This window comes from Mycobacterium sp. NPDC003449, assembly GCF_053588415.1.
The window spans coordinates 1-18,289 of sequence record NZ_JBSFPX010000059.1 but is presented as its reverse complement, the minus strand read 5'-3'; the positions used below and the strand labels follow the sequence as shown (position 1 = coordinate 18,289).

Below are 18,289 nucleotides of genomic sequence, written 5' to 3'. Positions count from 1 at the left end.
TCGATGACGGTTGCCGTCGACGGACCTGCCGGCACCGGAAAGTCTTCGGTGTCACGGGGTTTGGCGCGCGCACTGGGGGCGCGCTACCTCGATACCGGCGCGATGTACCGGATCGTGACCCTTGCCGTGCTGCGGGCCGGCGCCGACCTGGCCGACCCGGGAGCCATCGAGCGGGCGGCCACCGATGTCGCGGTGAACGTGGGCGCCGATCCGGATGAGGACCGGGCTTACCTTGCCGGGGAGGATGTCTCGATCGAGATTCGCGGTGACGAGGTCACCCGTGCGGTGTCGGCGGTGTCGGCGGTGCCCGCCGTACGGTCCCGGTTGGTGGACCTGCAGCGTGGGCTGGCGGCCGGGCCCGGGCGAGTGGTCGTGGAGGGCCGCGACATCGGGACCGTGGTGCTGCCCGACGCCGAGGTGAAGATCTTCCTCACCGCCTCGGCCGAGGAACGGGCGCGGCGGCGCAATGCGCAGAACATCGCCGGCGGGCTGCCCGACGACTACGCCACGGTTCTGGCGGATGTGCGGCGCCGGGACCATCTCGACTCGACCCGGGCGGTGTCGCCGCTGCGCGCGGCCGAGGACGCTCTGGTCGTCGACACCAGCGATATGGACGAAACCCAGGTCGTCGCACGGCTGCTCGATCTCGTCACCCAGCAGGCGGGGGCACGTCGATGACCGAATCCGATGGCACCTGGTCCGACGAGAGTGAATGGGAGCTCGCCGGGGGCCTGTCCGACGACGTCGCCGCAGCCCTCGAGGAAGCGTCGGCGCCACCGCCGGTCCTGGCCGTCGTCGGCAGGCCCAACGTCGGCAAATCCACTCTGGTGAACCGGATCCTGGGCCGTCGCGAGGCGGTGGTCCAGGACGTTCCCGGGGTGACCCGCGACCGGGTCACCTATGACGCGAACTGGCTCGGGCGCCGGTTCCTGGTGCAGGACACCGGGGGCTGGGAACCCGACGCCAAAGGTCTGCAACAGCTGGTCGCCGATCAGGCGCTGGTCGCGATGCGGACCGCGGACGCCATAATCCTGGTGGTCGACGCCGTGGTGGGTGCGACCGCGGCCGACGAGGCCGCCGCCCGGCTGCTGCGCAAATCCGGTAAGCCGGTTTTCCTGGCCGCCAACAAGGTCGACACCGAACGCGGTGAAGCCGATGCCGCGGCGCTGTGGTCGCTGGGGGTGGGGGAGCCCCATTCGATAAGCGCCATGCACGGCCGCGGTGTGGCCGATCTGCTGGACCGGGTGATGGACAAACTGCCCGAGGTGTCCGAGGCCACCGGCGGCGGTGAGGGCGGACCCCGCCGGGTGGCCCTGATCGGTAAACCCAACGTGGGCAAGAGTTCACTGCTGAACCGGCTGGCCGGCGACGAACGTTCGGTGGTGCACGACGTGGCCGGGACCACCGTTGACCCGGTCGACTCGCTGATCGAATTGGGCGGCAAGACCTGGCGTTTCATCGACACCGCCGGGTTGCGGCGCAAGGTCGGACAGGCCAGCGGGCACGAGTTCTACGCCTCGGTGCGCACTCACGGTGCGATCGATGCGGCCGAGGTGGTGATGGTGCTGATCGACGGGTCGGTGCCGCTGACCGAGCAGGATCAGCGGGTGCTGACCATGGTTGTGGAGGCCGGCCGGGCGCTGGTGCTGGTGTTCAACAAATGGGATCTGGTCGACGAGGACCGGCGCTATGTGCTGGGCCGCGAGATCGACCGCGAACTGGCACAGCTGCAATGGGCGCCGCGGGTGAACATCTCGGCGAAAACCGGGCGGGCCGTGCAGAAGCTGGTGCCCGCCCTGGAAACCTCCCTGGCGTCCTGGGACACCCGGATCTCGACGGGCCGGCTCAACACCTTCCTCAAGGAGGTGGTGGCCGCGACACCGCCGCCGGTGCGCGGCGGTAAACAACCCCGGATCCTGTTCGCCACCCAGGCCGCCTCCCGGCCGCCGACCTTCGTGCTGTTCACCAGCGGGTTCCTGGAGGCCGGTTACCGTCGGTTCCTGGAGCGCAGGCTGCGCGAGACCTTCGGTTTCGAGGGCACCCCCATCCGAATCAACGTGCGGGTCCGGGAGAAGCGCTCCGCGAAGCGGTAGCTGCGATTTGTGCTGCGGACCGCCGGTGAGCGTGCCCAAATCGCGTGGGTAGGCTGGCCCGAGTGTCCGTCTCCCACATGATCTTGATCGCATTGGCCAGCGTCGGGGCGGGGGCGATCAACGCGATCGTCGGATCGGGCACCCTCATCACGTTCCCCACCCTGGTGGCACTGGGCTATCCGCCGGTCACCTCGACCATGTCCAATGCCATCGGACTGGTGGCCGGAGGCGTGTCGGGGACCTGGGGGTACCGCCGCGAGCTGCGCGGCCAGTGGAATCGGCTGCGCTGGCAGATCCCGGGCTCGCTGATCGGGGCCGTGCTGGGCTCCTGGCTGCTGCTGCACCTGCCGGAGAAGGTGTTCGTCACGGTGGTGCCGGTGCTGCTGATCCTGGCGTTGGCGCTGGTCGTGATCGGGCCCCGGATCCAGACCTGGGCCCGTGGGCGCGCCGAGGCGGCCGGGAAGTCCGCCGACCACGTGAGCTCGCGCAAGATGGCCATCCTGGTGGTCGGCACGTTCGCCGTGGGTGTCTACGGCGGCTATTTCACCGCGGCTCAGGGCATCCTGCTGGTCGCGGTGATGGGCGCGCTGCTGCCCGAGTCGATGCAGCGGATGAACGCCGCCAAGAACCTGCTGTCGCTGCTGGTCAACATCGTCGCCGCGGCGGCGTACACGATCGTCGCGTTCGACCGGATCAGCTGGCTGGCCGCCGCCCTGATCGCGGTGGGTTCGCTGATCGGCGGGTTCCTCGGTGCGCACTACGGGCGCCGGCTGTCGCCGAACGCGTTGCGCGGCGTGATCGTCGTGGTGGGATTGATCGGGCTGTATCGGTTGTTGACGGTTTAGGGCCGGGCCGCGCCGCCCAACGGCCTTCGGTAAACTTTTGCCGATCTGTCTGACGAGAGGGGCGCGAGGTGGCTGAACTGGCCTACCGCACCGCGCCGTCAGCGCTGTCCGCTCTCGAACCGTTCTGGCCTTCGCGCCGCCTGATGGCTTTCGACGAATGGTGTCGCGCGCGCATCTGACCCGCGCCCGCAGTCCATCGGGTCACCGTGTCTCGGTGACCACAATCGAAAGCAGCCGAACCCATGCGTTCGCTACTGATCTTCACGCTCGTCGGCCTCGGGGCCCAGCTCGTCGACGGTGCGCTCGGCATGGCCTTCGGCGTCACCGCATCGACCCTGCTGGTGCTCAGCGGTGTGGCGTCCGCACAGGCCAGTGCCGCGGTGCACCTGGCCGAGGTCGGCACCACGCTGGCATCGGCGGTGTCGCACTGGCGGTTCAAGAACATCGACTGGCCCATGGTCGCCAAGCTCGGGGTTCCCGGTGCCGTGGGCGCTTTCGCGGGCGCCACGGTGCTGTCCTCGTTGTCGACGGAGTCCGCGGCCCCGCTGATGGCGGCGATCCTGATGGGCATCGGGCTCTATGTGTTGTTGCGGTTCTCGCTCGGCACACCGTTGAGCCTGGGCCAGCATGGAACCAGCCACAGTGCGAAGTTTCTGGCCCCCCTCGGCCTGTTCGGCGGCTTCATCGACGCGTCGGGTGGCGGCGGCTGGGGACCGGTGACCACCAGCACCCTGCTGTCGCAGGGCAAGACCGCACCGCGGACCGTGATCGGGTCGGTGAGTGCGTCGGAATTCCTGGTGTCGGTGTCGGCGTCCCTGGGTTTCGTGCTCGGGCTTCGCCAGGAGTTCCTGGACAACTGGCCCGTGGTCCTCGGTCTCATGATCGGCGGGGTGGTCGCCGCACCGTTCGCCGCGTGGTTGGTCAGCCGCGTCAACCCGGCCCTGCTCGGGACGGCCGTGGGCGGGGTCATCCTGCTGACCAACAGCCAGAAGTTGGTGCACTTCTTCGGGGTGCACTGGCCGTGGTCGACGGGAATTTACGCGCTGATCGTGGTGGCCTGGGCGGCCCTGGTGTTCTACGCGTGGCGGACGTCGCGGGCGCCGCGTGAGGTCACCGATTCTGTCGATGTCGCCGAGCGGCCAGTTGTTGCACAGAAATCCACGGATCGCGTGCAATAAGTGGCCACTCACCACGTCAGTCACGCCGCGCGCGGAGCATCGACCTGTGACCGGTGGGGCGGATTACAAGAACGGCGGGCCGCTGCGGTAGGCTTTCGTCCGCTGCCGGACATCCGGCAGAGCACCACGGGCTGTGGCGCAGCTTGGTAGCGCACTTGACTGGGGGTCAAGTGGTCGCAGGTTCAAATCCTGTCAGCCCGACCAAGAGAAATGGGTCTTGATCTGTGATAACACGGATTCTCGAACCAATTTGCCGCGTGTCATGTCGATGACTCTGGGACCAAACGGCTGCTGGCGGCGCGCTCACCGGACTCATTCAGGGGAGTTTCAGCCGGTTGGGCTGCACGTCATGCACGCCAAGTGCGCCCATGCACGTTTCGCGGCTCAGCGGAGGGCGCGGACTTCATCCTGTAGTTGACCGTTGGTCAAGTGGGGTAGTCGCAGGTCTATCGGCTCATCCTGCGTGGGTCGGGAACCAGTCCTGAAGTTGTCCAGGATGTTGGGGCTCAGCGTGCTTCGGGAGGCCGCTGGAAAACGACTTCCGGGTGATCCGCAGTACGGCGGAGGCGGTCAGTTCCCGCTGAGCGCCCTGCGCGCCAAAGCTGCCGCCGCGGGACTGATGATGTCCCGCCGTCTCCGGGTGACGGGCTGATCGGTCACGTTGATCAGGACTTCGTAGACGGGGAGTTGGCGCACCGAGGATTCCGAGACGGACCGGCCGTCGGAGTAGCGCCAACCGACCTCGGCCAGCAACGCTGCGATTTTGTCGAACGGCAGTATGGAATCAGCCGAGGCCGCTGCAAACGCCAGGACAAGGAGGGTCGCCTGCGCCTCGAACTTCTCGTCGGACTTGGGAACCAAGCGACCGGCCAGATGCTCCCACAGTCCACTGGCATCACGTTGGGCCGCTACACCTGCCTTGGTCAGCAACAGCGTGCCCTTGTATTTGCGCAGCAGCCCCAGGGACTGCACGCCTTCGCGGAACCGCAGCAACGGGTAGCATTGGACCTCGCGGTTGTGCTTGCCGATCCAATCATTCATTGTGGGAACGACTTTGGCGGCTTCCTCCACGTCAGCCGGTTTGAGGTATCCGGCGGTCGTCAATGGAATGCCTCCGTCTTTGGCGCGGTCCAAAAACCACTGGTACGCCCGCAGGTTGGCGGCAACGGCGGCAGTGTCCAGCGTTCGCGAACCGGTCAGCGTGAGCGCCACCTTAGTCAGGTCGTCACCGTAGGGTGTGTACGTGAGCCGCTGAACAAGGTTGACCAGGCGCGCGTCGATGCCTGCCTCGCGTAGCACGAAGTACGCGTCACCGAACCCTTTGTTGATCCGTTCCAGCTCGAAAAGCGTGGGGTCGGGGAGCACCTCGGCCAGGCTGTCGGCGTCGACAAGGTGCCCGCAGTCCTCCGGTGGGGCAGCGCGCTCACCGTCGACGACGACCGCTGCAGGACAGTCGCTCTGAGCGGGAAGCACCTCTTCGAGGCGTAGCGTCAGCTTCCAGTTGTCGCCGTAGTCATAGAGGTAGTACAGGACGTCGCCGGGCTCACCGAGGGTTTCGTCGAGTCGAGTCTGGGCGGCGGGTAGGCCGTCGTCGTCCTCGGGCCACTCTTTGTTGTCCACGTCGTACGCGCAGAGGAACAGTTGGCTGTGGTGGTCGAAAGCGCCGCCGCCGAGTGAGAATCGATGTAGGTGCGAGTCGGTCCAGCCGAACGCCACCTGTAGGACCTGATGCAGTATGTCCAGCGTCAGGTTCGAGCGCAGGTCCAGCCGGCGCCAGATCGTTGGATCGCTGTCGTCGAGGTGCACCTGGACCCGGTAGACGACGACATCGCGCCGTCGCGCGTGACGCAGATCCGGGCGCGACTCTGGCTCCGAGACCAGCCGCAGGTACGGGCGAGCGCTCATTGGGCCCACCTTAAGGTGTCGGTATGCCGTTGTCGGAGAGGACGCTGCTGGAGGCCGCCGGTGATCGAAGCTACGCCCGCGGTGAAGACTACGTCCGTTACGTCCGAGGTCTCCGGATCGCCTCCGAGAAGGCGTATGCCTCGGTGCAGGCCAAGCGGGTCTACACGGTGGAGCTGGACTGGTCCGGTCCGCAACCCGATGGATCCTGCACGTGCCCGCACCAATCCAACGGCAACTTCTGCAAGCACCTGGTGGCGGTTGGGCTCGCGGTGATCGACAGCGGCGCCATCGACGACGTCACTCAGGCGGCCTCGGCCCTGGAAGCAACCGTGCAGGCAATGGACGTCGACGAGCTTCGCCAACTCGTCATGACCCTCGCTCATCGCGATGGCGAAGTGCGCCGGATGCTGGAGGTTCGCGCCACGGTTGCATCCGGTGACGACACGACCGCGAAAGCCGATTTCGAAGCCTATGTGCGAAACGCCCTGGAATTCCGCGGATTCGTCGACTACCGCGAGTCCTACGCGGTCGCGCAAGAGGCCAGTGAAGTACTCGACGAGCTTGAGAACCATCTGAACTCAGGGGCCGCCGAAATCGTGCGGCCGGGCCTGCTGTCCGCGTTGACCCTGTTGCGCACGATCACCGAGCAGGCCGACGACTCGTCTGGGGCGATCGGCAGTGAATGCGAACGGGCTGCTGAGCTCTACGCGCAAGCGTGTCGACTTGGTGAGCCGAACCCGGCTGAACTCGCCGGGTGGTTGGCGAGTTTCCGTGCTATGTCGCCGGGGTGGCCGACGCTGGTACTCGCGGATTTCGTTGATGTGTTCGACGATGAAGCGCTCGCGACCTACCGCACGGCGGTCGCGGACTTGGACCATCAACACGCTGGTCGCGACCATTGGAGCCGGTTTGAAGTCGACGCCATGTTGCTGGAACTCGCCGATCATGACGGCGACGTCGACCGGGCAGTCGAGCTGCTGAACGAGCGGGAGCACCCGCAGTACGGGGCGATCATCGCCCGCTTGCGGGAAGCCGGACGCGACGACGAGGTGGTGAATTGGATCGATCGGGCGGTTGTCGAAGGGCGAGTCAGCGGCCAATCCGGCGGTAACGACTATTGGCTGAGCCCACCTGCCGTCGCCGAGACGTACCGGGCACTCGACCGCACCGATGATGCAATCGATGTTCTGCGTAGCGATTTCGTTCGGCAGTCCACGGTCGGCGCCTTTCGGGCGCTGCTGGACTTCGCCGCCACGATCGATCGCGCCGATACCGAACGCGCCTGGGCGTTCGACCACGCGCGAGAATTGGCCGGTGGCCCCAGCGCGGGGTCGGTCCTGGTCCAGCTCTCACTGAGCGAGGGAGACGTGGACGCTGCCTGGGAGGCGGCCGACCGCTACGGTGCCGGCTGGGCATGGCAGGAACTCGCTACCCACGGGGCGGAGGTTCGGCCGGTCGCTGCCGCGGATCTGTACCGGGCGCAGCTTGAGAACGACTTGCAACGCCCCAACACCAGGCTCTACCCGAGCATTGCCGCGACGCTGGCAACGATGGCCAAGCTATATGAAAGTGGGGGCCGCAGCTCTGATTTCGCGTCGTACATCGCCAAGATTCGGCACGATTACGGCAGGCGCCCCTCGCTGATGAAGGCGCTGCAAGCCAAGGGACTCTGAGCTGTCATCACCTATGCCGGCGTACTTTCGCCGTGCCGGACGACGGCGGACACTAAAGGCTCAGTACGACGCGAGACCCGTCTGGGCGCTTCACTGCGACCTCTAGCTCGCCGCCAGTGGCCTCCACGTACTTGCGGAGTGTGTCGACGCGGCTGGTGCCCAGGTCGCCGTGCTCCATTTGAGAAACGCGGTTCTGCCCGACACCGATTGCTGCTGCGAGGGAGGTCTGGGTGTAGCCGGCGTCTTCGCGCAGCTCGCGGAGACGGTACTGCGCAACCTCGCGATCCATCTCTTCCTTGACTGCGTCGATGCGGGCACGGTTTCCCGGACGGCGACGTCGAAGATCGTCGAGCGTGGTCATCGTTTCTTCCCCTTTCTTGTCTTCGGCTTGGCGGCTGTGGCTGCGGCCGCCTGCGTCATCTTCTCTTGGTGTTCGGTGAACAGCCGGTCGGCGATGGGAACGTTCGTCGCGTACCACTTCGTCCAGTTCCCTGCTTTGTCTCCGGCGACGAGCATGATCGCTCGGGACTGGATGTCGAAGGCGAAGAGCACCCGGATGTGGGCTCCACCCTTGGTGGGGCGGGGTCGGAGTTCCTTCATGTTCGGGTGCGCCGACCCTTCGAGGGTGTCTACGAATGGCCGGCGCGTTACCGGTCCGTATTCCTCCAACTGCTCCAGCGCCGCGATCAGGTGGTCGTACTCCTCGTCGTCGAGGCTGTCGATCCATGTTTCGATGAGGGTTAGATCAACCTCCCACTTCCGCACGTCGACGATACTATCAGTTAAAACTGATATCAGCTAGAAATGATTCCCGCATGCTGTCGGTGGCAATGGGACCACTTTGGGGCCACACGTCATGCGCGATGCTGAACGACCTGCCCGTCAGTGAACGTCGCGCCTCGCGTTTTGGCGCCGGAACCGCCGACGACCTGGGTGTATGCGCTACCGCTACTTCCTGGGGGTCAAGTGGTCGCAGGTTCAAATCCTGTCAGCCCGACCAGAAAGAAACTCGCCGGCGAAACCGAGCGAGTTTTTTCGTGGTCGGGGGACAAGATGCGGGGGAGCCGAAACGTCCGGCAGCCCGACAATGTTCAATTACAGTTGTGTTACTCCAACTATAATTAGAGTATTGGGCGCTGAAGATGCAGTTGAACAGGCCGTTCGCCACGGTGACGCCAACGTTGGACGGCGACGTGCTGGGCGTCCTGGCAGGCGCCGACGCCACGTTCACGATCTCCCAGATCCAGAGCATCCTCACTACAGTGTCGGGCGAAGGCATCCGGAAGGCCCTCGCCCGCCTCACCGCCCAGGGCGTATTGCTACACGATCGGGTCGGCCGGACAAATATCTATCGGCTCAACACCGAACATCTTGCAGCCGAGCCGATTATGGCGCTCTCACGGCTCACTACCATCTTCTTGGAGCGGCTCGAAGGCCTCCTCGAGGGTTGGGGCGAGGATCTCGAGTACGCTGCGGTGTTCGGGTCCGCTGCTACCGGCCGGATGACCCTCGACAGCGACATCGACCTGTTCTTGGTGCGCGCATGCCCACTCGATCACGAAGACGGTCCAGACCGATGGGGGCAGCAGCTGACCGAACTCGCCCGACTGGTCACCGCGTGGACCGGCAACGACGCCCGCGTCGTCGAGTACACACAGGACGATCTTGCGGCAGCGGTCGCTGCCGACGAACCCCTGCTTCGTGACGTGGCCGAGCGGGCCCTGACCATCGCGGGGACGCGGGCCTGGTTCAACACGCAGTTGCACCCGATGGGGAGAACTCGGGCAGCGAGGAGATCCTGATGGCGGGTACACCACCCCGACGGACTGGCCGGGCGGGACAGCACTGGGGAAGCGATCGATCATCTGTCGCTGCGCGTTGGGGAGGAATGCCGACAACTGTGGCGTGCCCACAAGACGGTTGGCCATCATCGGAGCGGCGGAACATCACACCTAGGCGGCGGGCCTCAGCGGACCGCCGACACGTGCTATGACGGTTGCGTTATTTACCGTGGGTAATCTTTGCGAATGCTGCACGACGCACCGACGAGTCGCTGCCACACCACTCCGCGAACATCGATTCACCTGGGATGGTGCACCATTCGACACGCTGGACAACACCGCGGTCGAACTTTGCTGAAATGCCGCAGGCCGTGCGCCAAGCCTGAAAGGCACTTTGCAGAGCATTGTCAGGGGATAGAATGGCTTGCGGATCGGTAGCCGGAAGTAGCTGCAGTAGCAGAGGTTTCACGTGACTGTCAAGAGGTTCGGAGCGCAAACGGCGATCGTCGGCGCGTTGGTGTTCGCGGCCGTGGGCATGGGTACCGGTGACGCAAGCGCCGATCAGCCGGCGCCAACCTCACCCGGGGTGACGTGGGAGGTCAACAAGCCTCATTGGGACTTGGACGACTGGGATGACTTGGACCACTTGCGCCGCCGTCGAGGCCCAGACATCGACGGCCCCTGCGAGTGGGTCCCTCCCGCCGTTAAGGACTGGGTACCGAAGGCGGTCTGCTAGCGGCTGCCGCCCAGATCGACGGCGACCTCTACGTCGCGTCGCGCGTTATGTGATCTGAAACTGCGCGAAGATCCGGGCAGTCGGATCATGTTGCGGCTGTTGGAAATTCCGCTGCACCGTCGCCGGATCCGCCTCCGCTGAACGGCTATCCGGATGTCGCTCGGCGGGACTCGGTTTCGGTGTGCACCAATTCGACGCTGTCGCCGACGTCCACGGTGACCACGGCGGTCGCCTGGAACAGGCCGTAGAAGTCATCGGTCCGGGCGAAGGTGTGTGCGCGGGCGAACAACGGCTGCACGTCGAACACCCGCACCCGCAGCTTCTCCCGGGTGAGTCTGCCCAATTCCCGGCCGGATTCGGGATCGGTGATGATCTGACCCGATTCGGACTGCACCGCGAAGACCATGCCCGGCGTCACGCCCGACTGCGCACCCCGATTGATGACCAGTGTGTAGTCGTCCTCGACCAGTGCGACCTGACCGGAAAGGGTGCGCTCGTTCATGATGCCGCCAGCGTATTGCCTTCTCGCAGTGGCGAAGCCGACGCCGCGCCAACCCGAATCCGTGGCCGCGCGTTGCGGTCGTCAACCGACAGTAACGCCTCAACGGAACCCGCCGCGTCCGGTTCGGTCCCGAGCGTGAGTTCGACGGCCGTCTTGGCTTGGAACAGCGCGATCATCGCGTGCTGGTGACGCTCGGCGCCAAAGGAACTGAGGGCGAAGGTGAGTTTCTTGTCGACGTATTCGACCGACCGCTGCAGGTCCGACACCGGAATCTCGCCGGCCTGGCCGACGGCGCCGGGCTGGTGCTGATCGCCGAGCCCGCTGTACCAGCGGTGCCCGAGTGCGCCGAGGATCATCGAGCAGACCGGGATGACCACGACGATGCACATCAGGCCGAGAGCGTCGGGCGACGCTATCGCGCCGACGATGCCCAGCAGCATGAGGACCCCGGTGAGAATCAGCAGGCGAACGGTCGGCGGCACCGACTCTATCGTGCGACCCAGCTGCCCGACGATGCGGGCGATGAATCGGGCACCGTCCGCGCCGGCCTTGACGGCGATCCGTCCCACCTTGTCGGCGTGCTCGCGGGTCACCGGGGATTTGGGCATCGACCACACCCGCTGGTGCGGCCGTGGGTCGGCCGCCGTCGCCCCGCCGCTAGTCACACTCGCATCATCAACCACATCTGTATCATCGCGCGCGACGGGCCGATGCCGGTTCCGGCGCGCCGGAGAGGCGACATCTGTGGACGTGAATGGGGTTCAGCGGTTGGCGTCGATGAGGTCGAGCCCGAGCGCGGTGGTGCGGTGGATGACGGTTTTGCCGTCGCGGCGGCTGTGTACCAGCCGGGCCTGTCGCAGTGCCGTGGCCTGTGCGGATGCCGACGCGGGGCTGACGCCGAGGTTGCGGGCGAGGTCGCCGGTGGTGTGTTCGTCGGTCAGCATGCGCAGCACCGCTGCTCGGGTGGTTCCGAGAATCGCTGCGAGTGAGTCGGTTTCGGTGCCGATCTTAATGCTCAGATCGGTCGGGGTCGGGTAGGCCAGGACGACCGGATGGTCGCCGAGTTCACCGACGAGCGGCGACTCCGCCCAGAACACCGCCGGCGTCAGCACCAGGCCCCGCCCGCGCAGGGCGACGGTGTGGTGCTGCGGACTGTTGATCTCCAGGCAGTCACCCTCCCACCGGGCGCCCGGGATCAGCATGCTCAACGCGGCCCGGACGCCCTGCTGAGCCATGATGCGCCCCTGCCGGAGCAGTTCGGTCCGATGGTTCGCCTCGATATCGGGCCAGTAGGGTTCCAGCACAGCCGCATAGGCGCTCCTGGTCGCACGTCCCAACGCCAGCATCGCCTCACGATTCCCGGTGATGGCGTGCCGCAGATAGTGCGGGGCACCGGCACCCTCGGTGGGGCCGCGCTGGAAGACGGCCAGCTCGGCGTTCGCCTGCCGGGGGCCCAGCCGTTCGATCGACTGCATCCCCGCTTCGAAGTCGTCTCCCAGCACGGTCGGCGACAGTGACCACGAAAAATGGTCGACGACCGCCCGTCCCGATGCCGCCGACAGCGGGAATGCCGCCAGCGCGCGACAACGCCACCGCTGCCCCCACGGCGTGCGAATACCCTGTCGCAGCGCCCTGGCCGCGAACTTCATCTCCAACAGGGGAGCGGGTGAGGGCAGAAACCGCGTCGACGCGAAGTCATTGGCGGTGAAGATGAGCCGCACCGCGCCGCCTTACAGTCCGCTGCCCAACGATTCGAAGAGCACGCGATCACCATAAGCCCAGATCGTTCGGCCCGCCGGGGAACGGTGGCAGTTCCGACCGCCGATCGTTTCGGCGTCAGTCAAAATGTTGTACCGCCCGCGTGCACCGGGGTTTTAATCAGGCAGGCGAGGACGATCGGCGGGCAGCCGGCCACCGGGGGAACGCTGGCTTTGGGGGAGCCGGAGCGAGTGCACCTGCCCGCCGATCGGCCTTACCGGCCGGTGCCCGATCCCGGCGATCCAGCAATTGACGCACCGCCGCGCGTGAACCGCGGGCGGGGTAATGCCAGGGCAGGGAACGACGGATCAGAGCAGCCCGATCCGCTGCAGGTCGGTGACGTACTTGGTGATGACCGGCGCCGACACGTGCGGAATGTCCGGTTTGTTCTTATCCGGGCCGATCCGGGCTTGCCGCACCGCCGCCCGGAACCGGTTTGTCGGCCCGTAGGCCCCGACGGTCGGCTCGGGCGCCTGCAGGTCCTTGGCGAGGTGCACCAGGATCTGCAGCACCGAATGTTGGCGCTGCCGTTCCGGCAGGTCGCGCAGGCCGGTTTCGAAGCGCCGCAACCATTCTCCGAAGTCCTCGACCCGCTCGATCGGATACCCGGCCTCGATCAGCCAGTCGACGTATTCGTCGAGCCCGATGCCGTCGTCGTGCGGGTTCATCACGTGATAGGTCTGGAACCCGTCGGTGAACCGGGCACCGAGGGTAGCGATCGCCTCGGACACGAATCCGACCGGCAGCGCATCGTAATGCGCGCGTTGCCGCTTGCCGTCGGCGCCGAGCCGGTAGAACGACGCCGGTGCCAGACCGGTGGCCACCAGGCTCAGCGCCATCCGGGTGACGTTGTCGGACACGTTGAGCTGGCCCGCGAACCTGGTGTCGGCCAGGATCATGTCGCAGCGGAACACCGCGACCGGCAGCTCGCACAGGTCGTGCGCCTCGCGCAGCAGCACCTCGCCGGCCCACTTGCTGGTGCCGTAGCCGTTGGCGAAGTTGCCGTCGAGGGTGCGGGTCGCGCTGATGGCGCGGATGTCGGCGTCCTCGGTGAACGCCGACGGCTCGATCTGGTGGCGCACGTCGGCGGTCGACACATAGGTGTAGGCCTTGAGTTTCGCGGTGAGCGCGAACCGGATCAGCTCGGCGGTGCCCACCACGTTGGGTCCGAAAAACTCGCTGTAGGGCAGGATTCCGTTGACGAAGGCCGCGGAGTCGACGATCAGGTCCACGGTGCCGGCCAGCCGCCGCCAGGTCGGCTCGTCCAACCCGAGATCGGCTTCGCCTTTGTCCCCGGCTATGACCGTCAGCCGCCCGGCCGACAGTTCGTCGAAGTGTCTGCGCATCGCCGGGTCGGTGTCGAAGGTCTCCTCCAATCGGCGGCGGGCCTCATCGTCGGAGTTGGCCCGCACCAGGCAGATCACCGCGTCGTCGACCCGGCGCAGCCGCGTGAGCAGGTCGAGAACCAGATAGCGGCCCAGGTATCCGGTGGCCCCGGTCAGCAGAACGGTCCGCGGATTGCGGGTCGGGCGCGGCAGGGCCGGGGCGGCCCGCAGCGTGGCCGGGTCGATGAACTTGTCCAGCGTCAGATCGCTTGCGTGCACCTCGCGGGCATCCTGACCGTGCACCGACGCCAAGCTCACCGCGGTGGGGCCCGGCGCGGGCCGGGTTTCGCTGTCCAGCAACCGGCCCAGGCCGGCGACCGTCGGCGTCTCGAATACGGTGCGCACCGCGAGGTCGGTGTCGAGGGCGGTGTTGATCGCCGCGACCACCCGCATCGCCGAGATCGAATCCCCGCCCAGATCGAAGAACGAGTCGTCCACGCCGACCCGATCGATCCCCAGCACCTGGGCGCAGATGCCGGCGACGGTCTTCTCGACATCGGTGGCGGGAGCGCGATAGCGATCGGCGCTCTGGTAGTCGGGGACGGGCAGGGCGCGTTTGTCGAGCTTGCCGTTGACCGTCAACGGCAGCGCGTCGAGTGCCACCACGGCGGCCGGAACCATATATGCCGGTAGGCGTTTGGCCAGGGCGGCCCGCAGCGTGGCCGGATCGGCGGCGCCGGTGACATAGCCGACCAGACGCACGGCGGCAGGCCGGTCCTCGCGGGCGATCACCACCGCCTGCTCGACCCCGTCCAATTCGGCGAGGGCGGCCTGGATCTCACCGAGCTCGATGCGGTACCCACGGATCTTGACCTGCTCGTCGGCGCGGCCCGAATACCGCAGCTGGCCGTCCTCGCCCCACCGCACCAGATCCCCGGTCCGGTACATGCGAGATCCGGGCGGGCCGAACGGGCACGCGACGAATCGCGATGCGCTCAAACCGGTTCGGCGCAGATATCCGACGCCCACCCCGCGCCCGGCCACATACAACTCACCGACCGCACCGGGTGGGGCCGGCCGCAGCCACTCGTCCAGGACGAACAACGCCGTCCCCGGCACCGCGACGCCGATCGGAATACCGCAGGCACCGGTCGCCGCGGCCGTCGTCAACGGCGCACTGATCGTTGCGTAGATCGTGGTCTCGGTCGGGCCGTAACCGTTGAGCATCACCCGCCCCGGCGCGCACCGGTCCACCACCTCGGTGGGCAGCGCCTCGCCACCGACCATGAGCGTGGCCGATTCCAGGCCCCGCAGGTCCAGCGCGGCCACCGCCGCCGGGGTCTGGCTGAGGACGCTGACCTTCTCGGTGACCATCAGCTCGTGCAGATCCCGCGGTGAGCCCGACACCGCCTCGGGAACCACCAGCAGCCGGCCGCCGTGCAGCAGGGCCCCCCAGATCTCCCACACCGAGTAGTCGAAGCCGTAGGAATGACCCTGCGTCCACACCTGCCCGGCCGCAGGCGCGAAGCCGATGTCGAGCGCGTCGAACAGCCCGGTGACGTTGTGGTGGGTGATGGCCACCCCCTTGGGTATTCCGGTGGTACCCGAGGTGTAGATCAGGTAGGCGACGTCGTCGGGGGCCGGCATCGGCGGCGCGGTCGCGGGGTGCTCGGCAGCCGTGCGATCGCCCGGCTCGCCCACCTCGACGACCGCCACATCGGACCCGTCCAGCCGGTGGCGCAGCCCGGCCGTGGTGATCGCGGCGAGCGGCGCGGCGTCGCCGAGCATGAATGCCGACCGGGACGGCGGCATCGCCGGGTCGACGGGCAGATACGACGCGCCGGTCTTGAGCACCGCCAGAATCGCCGTTATCGCCTCGGCGCACCGGGGGAGCAGGACTGCGACGCAGTCACCCGGCCCCACCCCGTGCCCGGCCAGCCGGTTCGCCAGCCGGTTCGCGGACTCGTCGAGTTCGCGGTAGCTCACCGAGCGGCCCTCGAAGGTGACGGCGAGTGCGTCCGGGGTGCGCGCCACCTGTTCGGCGAACCGCTGCGGAATCGACGTCGGGGCGGCCGCGGGCCCGGACAGGACGGCCCGGTTGGACCACTCGCCGAGCCGCCCGTGCTCGGCGGGGCCGAGCGCATCGATCGACGACAGCTGCCGGGTGGGGTCGGCGATCATGCCCACCAGGAGCCGTTCGTACCGCTCGCACAGCGCGTCGATGCTCGCCGTGTCGAATGCCACCGAGTCGAACTCGACCCGAAGGACCAGTTCGTGGCCGGGAAGCACCATCGCCGACAGCGGATAGTGGTTGTGCTCGCGGTTGCTGAACCCGGTGATCGCCAACTCGTGGTTGCCGGAGAAGGCGCCGGCGTCGATCGGGTAGCTCTCGTACAGGAACAGCGTGTCGAACAGCTGATCGTGTCCGGCGATGTGGTGGATCTCGTTGAGCGGCAGGTGTTCGTGCTCGACGGTGTCGCTGTGGCTGCCCTGGAGCTGGTTCAGCAGATCGGCCACGGTGCAGGCCGATGTGGCGCGGGCCCGCACCGGCACGGTGTTGATCAACAGGCCGACAATCGAATCCGACCCCGCCAGCTCCGCGGGCCGGCCCGACACCGCGGTGCCGAACACCACATCGTGGCGGCCGGTCGACGCCATCAGCAGCTGCGCCCACGCCGCCTGCAGCACCGTGTTGACGGTGGTATGACAGGAGCGGGCCAACTCACCGACGGCGCGGGTGGTCTCGGCGGATATCCGATGCGATGCCAGGCCCCGAGGCCCCGGCGGCGCCAAAGGGGCCACCAGGGTGGGGGTTTCGAATCCCTTGAGCACCTCACGCCACGCCGCGCGTGCGGCATCGCGGTCCTGGGCGGCCAGCCAGCTGACAAAGGTCCGGTACGGCGTCACCGCGGGCAGTCGCTGCTCGAAATAGCCGGCGAAAATTTCCTGCATCACGATCGGGAGCGACCAGCCATCCACCACGATGTGGTGCAACGTCAGCACGAACCGGTGCTCGTCGCGGGCCGTCCGGATCAGGGCCCCACGTAAGGTCGGGCGGTCGGCCAGCTTGCAGACCGCGGCCCGCTCGGCCGCGCTCAGCCGCCGCACCTCCTCGTCGGGGTCCCGGTCGTCGTCGCGGATATCCAGATACCGCCATGCGATCACCGGGTCGGCGGGGATGACCTGCACCAGGTCTCCGAACTGCCGGCAGAACCGGGCCGCCAGGTTGGGATGTCGGCCCACCACGGCGCGCAGCGCGTCGCGCAGCCGATCCTGGTCGAGGACGCCGGCGAGGGTGATGTCCAGCTGCACCGAATACACGTCGACGTCCGCGGAATCTGCCTGGCCCCCAACGAAGGTGGAGTGGAAGAGCAGTCCCTCCTGCACCGGGGTCAACGGCAGCACGTCGGCGACCCGGTACCGCCGGGCCAGCTCGTCGATCTGGGGCTGGGTCAGCCGGGCCGGGACGATATCGGAGGGGGTGAGCCCGCCGCCCCCGGCCCGCACATGCGCGCAGATGCCGGCGATGGCGGCAAACCACAACCGGCTCAGGCGCCGCACCTGATCCTCGTCGACCGAGGACGGCGCCCAGGTCCAGGCGGCCTGCAGGCACGGACCGGTGTCCGCGCCGGCCTCCAGAACGCCCGCGTTGAGTTCCACGGTGTGCATCAACGGCAGGCCCACCGCCGACGCCGCGTCGGCGACCGCGAGACCGTCCTGGTCGACGCGCCAGAGTTCCCCGGAGACCTGGGCGGCACCCGCGCCGAGGCGCCCCAGATAATTGAACCCGATGACCGGATCCGGACCGGACAGGTCCACGTCGGGATTCAGATACCGCAACAACCCGTAGGTCAGACCGTCGGGCACGGCGCGCAACTGCTCCTTGGCGTCCTTGATCACCTCGCCCAGCGCCGCGTCCCCCGCGGCCACCTGCTCCCAGCTCAGGCCGCCAAGGCGCAGCGAGACCGGGTATTTGGTGGTGAACCAGCCCACCGTGCGGGACAGGTCGATGACCCCGTCGGCAGCCGCGCCGATCTCCGCCAGATCCTCCTTGCGGCCGTGGCTTTCGACGTCGATGCCGACCGGCTCACCGCCGGTGCCGAGGTATTCCGTCCACGCCAATCCGAAGGCGATCAACAGGATGTCGCCCACCCCGCAGTGAAAAGCTGCGGGCACCGCGCCGAGCATGTGGCGCGTCGTCTCGGTGTCCAGCGACACCGAGAGGCATCCCGCGCAGGCGTAGGTGTCCACCCCGGGTCGCACCGCGGGCAACGCCGGTGGGGTGGCCAGGATCTGCCGCCAGCTGTCGGCGAGTGCGGTGACCTCGGCGCCGCGGGCATGCTCGGCCAGGATCGAGGACCAGCGGGCGAACGAGGTGCCGCAGGCCGGCAACTCCACCGGCCGGCCGGCGTGGTGCAGCGCCCAGGCGATGTTGAGGTCTTCCAACAGGATTCGCCATGACACCCCGTCGACGGCGAGGTGATGGATCATCA

The 18,289-nt window shown here is 67.3% G+C and carries 13 protein-coding genes and 1 tRNA gene; 7 read left to right on the top strand and 7 right to left on the bottom strand.

All coding sequences use genetic code 11. The features are described 5' to 3' along the window. The first annotated feature begins 3 nt into the window (after positions 1–3). The 5 genes from cmk (at position 4) to ACWDTP_RS16790 (ending at position 4,320) form a co-directional block, all read left to right on the top strand. Positions 4–678 (top strand): (d)CMP kinase, encoded by a 675-nt coding sequence (cmk, locus tag ACWDTP_RS16810; protein ID WP_450021645.1) that lies wholly within the window; start codon positions 4–6, stop codon positions 676–678. Further along, entirely contained in the window at positions 675–2,093 is a 1,419-nt protein-coding gene (der, locus tag ACWDTP_RS16805) for a ribosome biogenesis GTPase Der (protein ID WP_450021644.1), read from the top strand. Before cmk ends, der begins: the two co-directional genes overlap by 4 nt. 77 nt (positions 2,094–2,170) lie before the next feature. Then, entirely contained in the window at positions 2,171–2,938 is a 768-nt protein-coding gene (locus ACWDTP_RS16800; RefSeq protein ID WP_450021680.1) for a sulfite exporter TauE/SafE family protein, read from the top strand. 242 nt (positions 2,939–3,180) lie between these two features. Further along, complete coding sequence (locus ACWDTP_RS16795; protein ID WP_450021642.1) at positions 3,181–4,116, top strand: sulfite exporter TauE/SafE family protein; 936 nt, start codon at positions 3,181–3,183, stop codon at positions 4,114–4,116. 127 nt (positions 4,117–4,243) lie between these two features. Then, positions 4,244–4,320: transfer RNA gene (locus tag ACWDTP_RS16790), tRNA-Pro, on the top strand. Between the two features lie 366 nt (positions 4,321–4,686). Here ACWDTP_RS16790 and ACWDTP_RS16785 read toward each other — a convergent pair. Then, the gene (locus ACWDTP_RS16785; protein ID WP_450021640.1) at positions 4,687–6,021 is read right to left on the bottom strand and encodes a plasmid pRiA4b ORF-3 family protein; all 1,335 of its coding nucleotides are present in this window, start codon (positions 6,019–6,021) and stop codon (positions 4,687–4,689) included. Between the two features lie 143 nt (positions 6,022–6,164). Here ACWDTP_RS16785 and ACWDTP_RS16780 point away from each other — a divergent pair, with 143 nt between their 5' ends. After that, positions 6,165–7,694 (top strand): SWIM zinc finger family protein, encoded by a 1,530-nt coding sequence (locus ACWDTP_RS16780; protein WP_450021638.1) that lies wholly within the window; start codon positions 6,165–6,167, stop codon positions 7,692–7,694. A gap of 52 nt (positions 7,695–7,746) precedes the next feature. Here the strand turns inward: ACWDTP_RS16780 and ACWDTP_RS16775 are convergent, their stop codons facing one another. After that, positions 7,747–8,055: a helix-turn-helix domain-containing protein gene (locus tag ACWDTP_RS16775; protein WP_450021636.1), complete on the bottom strand. Its 309-nt coding sequence runs from the start codon at positions 8,053–8,055 to the stop codon at positions 7,747–7,749. After that, entirely contained in the window at positions 8,052–8,459 is a 408-nt protein-coding gene (locus ACWDTP_RS16770) for a type II toxin-antitoxin system RelE/ParE family toxin (protein ID WP_450021634.1), read from the bottom strand. Before ACWDTP_RS16770 ends, ACWDTP_RS16775 begins: the two co-directional genes overlap by 4 nt. 377 nt (positions 8,460–8,836) lie before the next feature. Between ACWDTP_RS16770 and ACWDTP_RS16765 the strand changes: the two genes are divergently transcribed. Next, positions 8,837–9,496, top strand: coding sequence for a nucleotidyltransferase domain-containing protein (locus ACWDTP_RS16765; protein WP_450021632.1), 660 nt, complete (start codon positions 8,837–8,839; stop codon positions 9,494–9,496). Between the two features lie 860 nt (positions 9,497–10,356). Here the strand turns inward: ACWDTP_RS16765 and ACWDTP_RS16760 are convergent. From ACWDTP_RS16760 to ACWDTP_RS16745, 4 genes are all read right to left on the bottom strand, one after another. Beyond that, positions 10,357–10,713 (bottom strand): hypothetical protein, encoded by a 357-nt coding sequence (locus ACWDTP_RS16760; RefSeq protein ID WP_450021630.1) that lies wholly within the window; start codon positions 10,711–10,713, stop codon positions 10,357–10,359. Next, positions 10,710–11,378, bottom strand: a complete 669-nt coding sequence (locus tag ACWDTP_RS16755) for a hypothetical protein (RefSeq protein WP_450021628.1) — start codon at positions 11,376–11,378, stop codon at positions 10,710–10,712. The genes ACWDTP_RS16760 and ACWDTP_RS16755 overlap by 4 nt, the downstream gene beginning before the upstream one ends. 96 nt (positions 11,379–11,474) lie before the next feature. Then, positions 11,475–12,362: an ArsR/SmtB family transcription factor gene (locus ACWDTP_RS16750; protein WP_450021678.1), complete on the bottom strand. Its 888-nt coding sequence runs from the start codon at positions 12,360–12,362 to the stop codon at positions 11,475–11,477. Positions 12,363–12,779: 417 nt separating this feature from the next. Next, the coding region (locus ACWDTP_RS16745) for an amino acid adenylation domain-containing protein (RefSeq protein WP_450021626.1) at positions 12,780–18,289 on the bottom strand (5,510 nt) is incomplete at its 5' end.

Bases quoted from the DNA above. Each gene is read 5' to 3' on its own strand.
- ACWDTP_RS16785 (WP_450021640.1), bottom strand. From the start codon at position 6,021: ATGAGCGCTCGCCCGTACCTGCGGCTGGTCTCGGAGCCAGAGTCGCGC.
- ACWDTP_RS16750 (WP_450021678.1), bottom strand. From the start codon at position 12,362: ATGAAGTTCGCGGCCAGGGCGCTGCGACAGGGTATTCGCACGCCGTGG.
- der (WP_450021644.1), top strand. From the start codon at position 675: ATGACCGAATCCGATGGCACCTGGTCCGACGAGAGTGAATGGGAGCTC.
- cmk (WP_450021645.1), top strand. From the start codon at position 4: ATGACGGTTGCCGTCGACGGACCTGCCGGCACCGGAAAGTCTTCGGTG.
- ACWDTP_RS16760 (WP_450021630.1), bottom strand. From the start codon at position 10,713: ATGAACGAGCGCACCCTTTCCGGTCAGGTCGCACTGGTCGAGGACGAC.
- ACWDTP_RS16800 (WP_450021680.1), top strand. From the start codon at position 2,171: ATGATCTTGATCGCATTGGCCAGCGTCGGGGCGGGGGCGATCAACGCG.
- ACWDTP_RS16775 (WP_450021636.1), bottom strand. From the start codon at position 8,055: ATGACCACGCTCGACGATCTTCGACGTCGCCGTCCGGGAAACCGTGCC.
- ACWDTP_RS16765 (WP_450021632.1), top strand. From the start codon at position 8,837: ATGCAGTTGAACAGGCCGTTCGCCACGGTGACGCCAACGTTGGACGGC.
- ACWDTP_RS16795 (WP_450021642.1), top strand. From the start codon at position 3,181: ATGCGTTCGCTACTGATCTTCACGCTCGTCGGCCTCGGGGCCCAGCTC.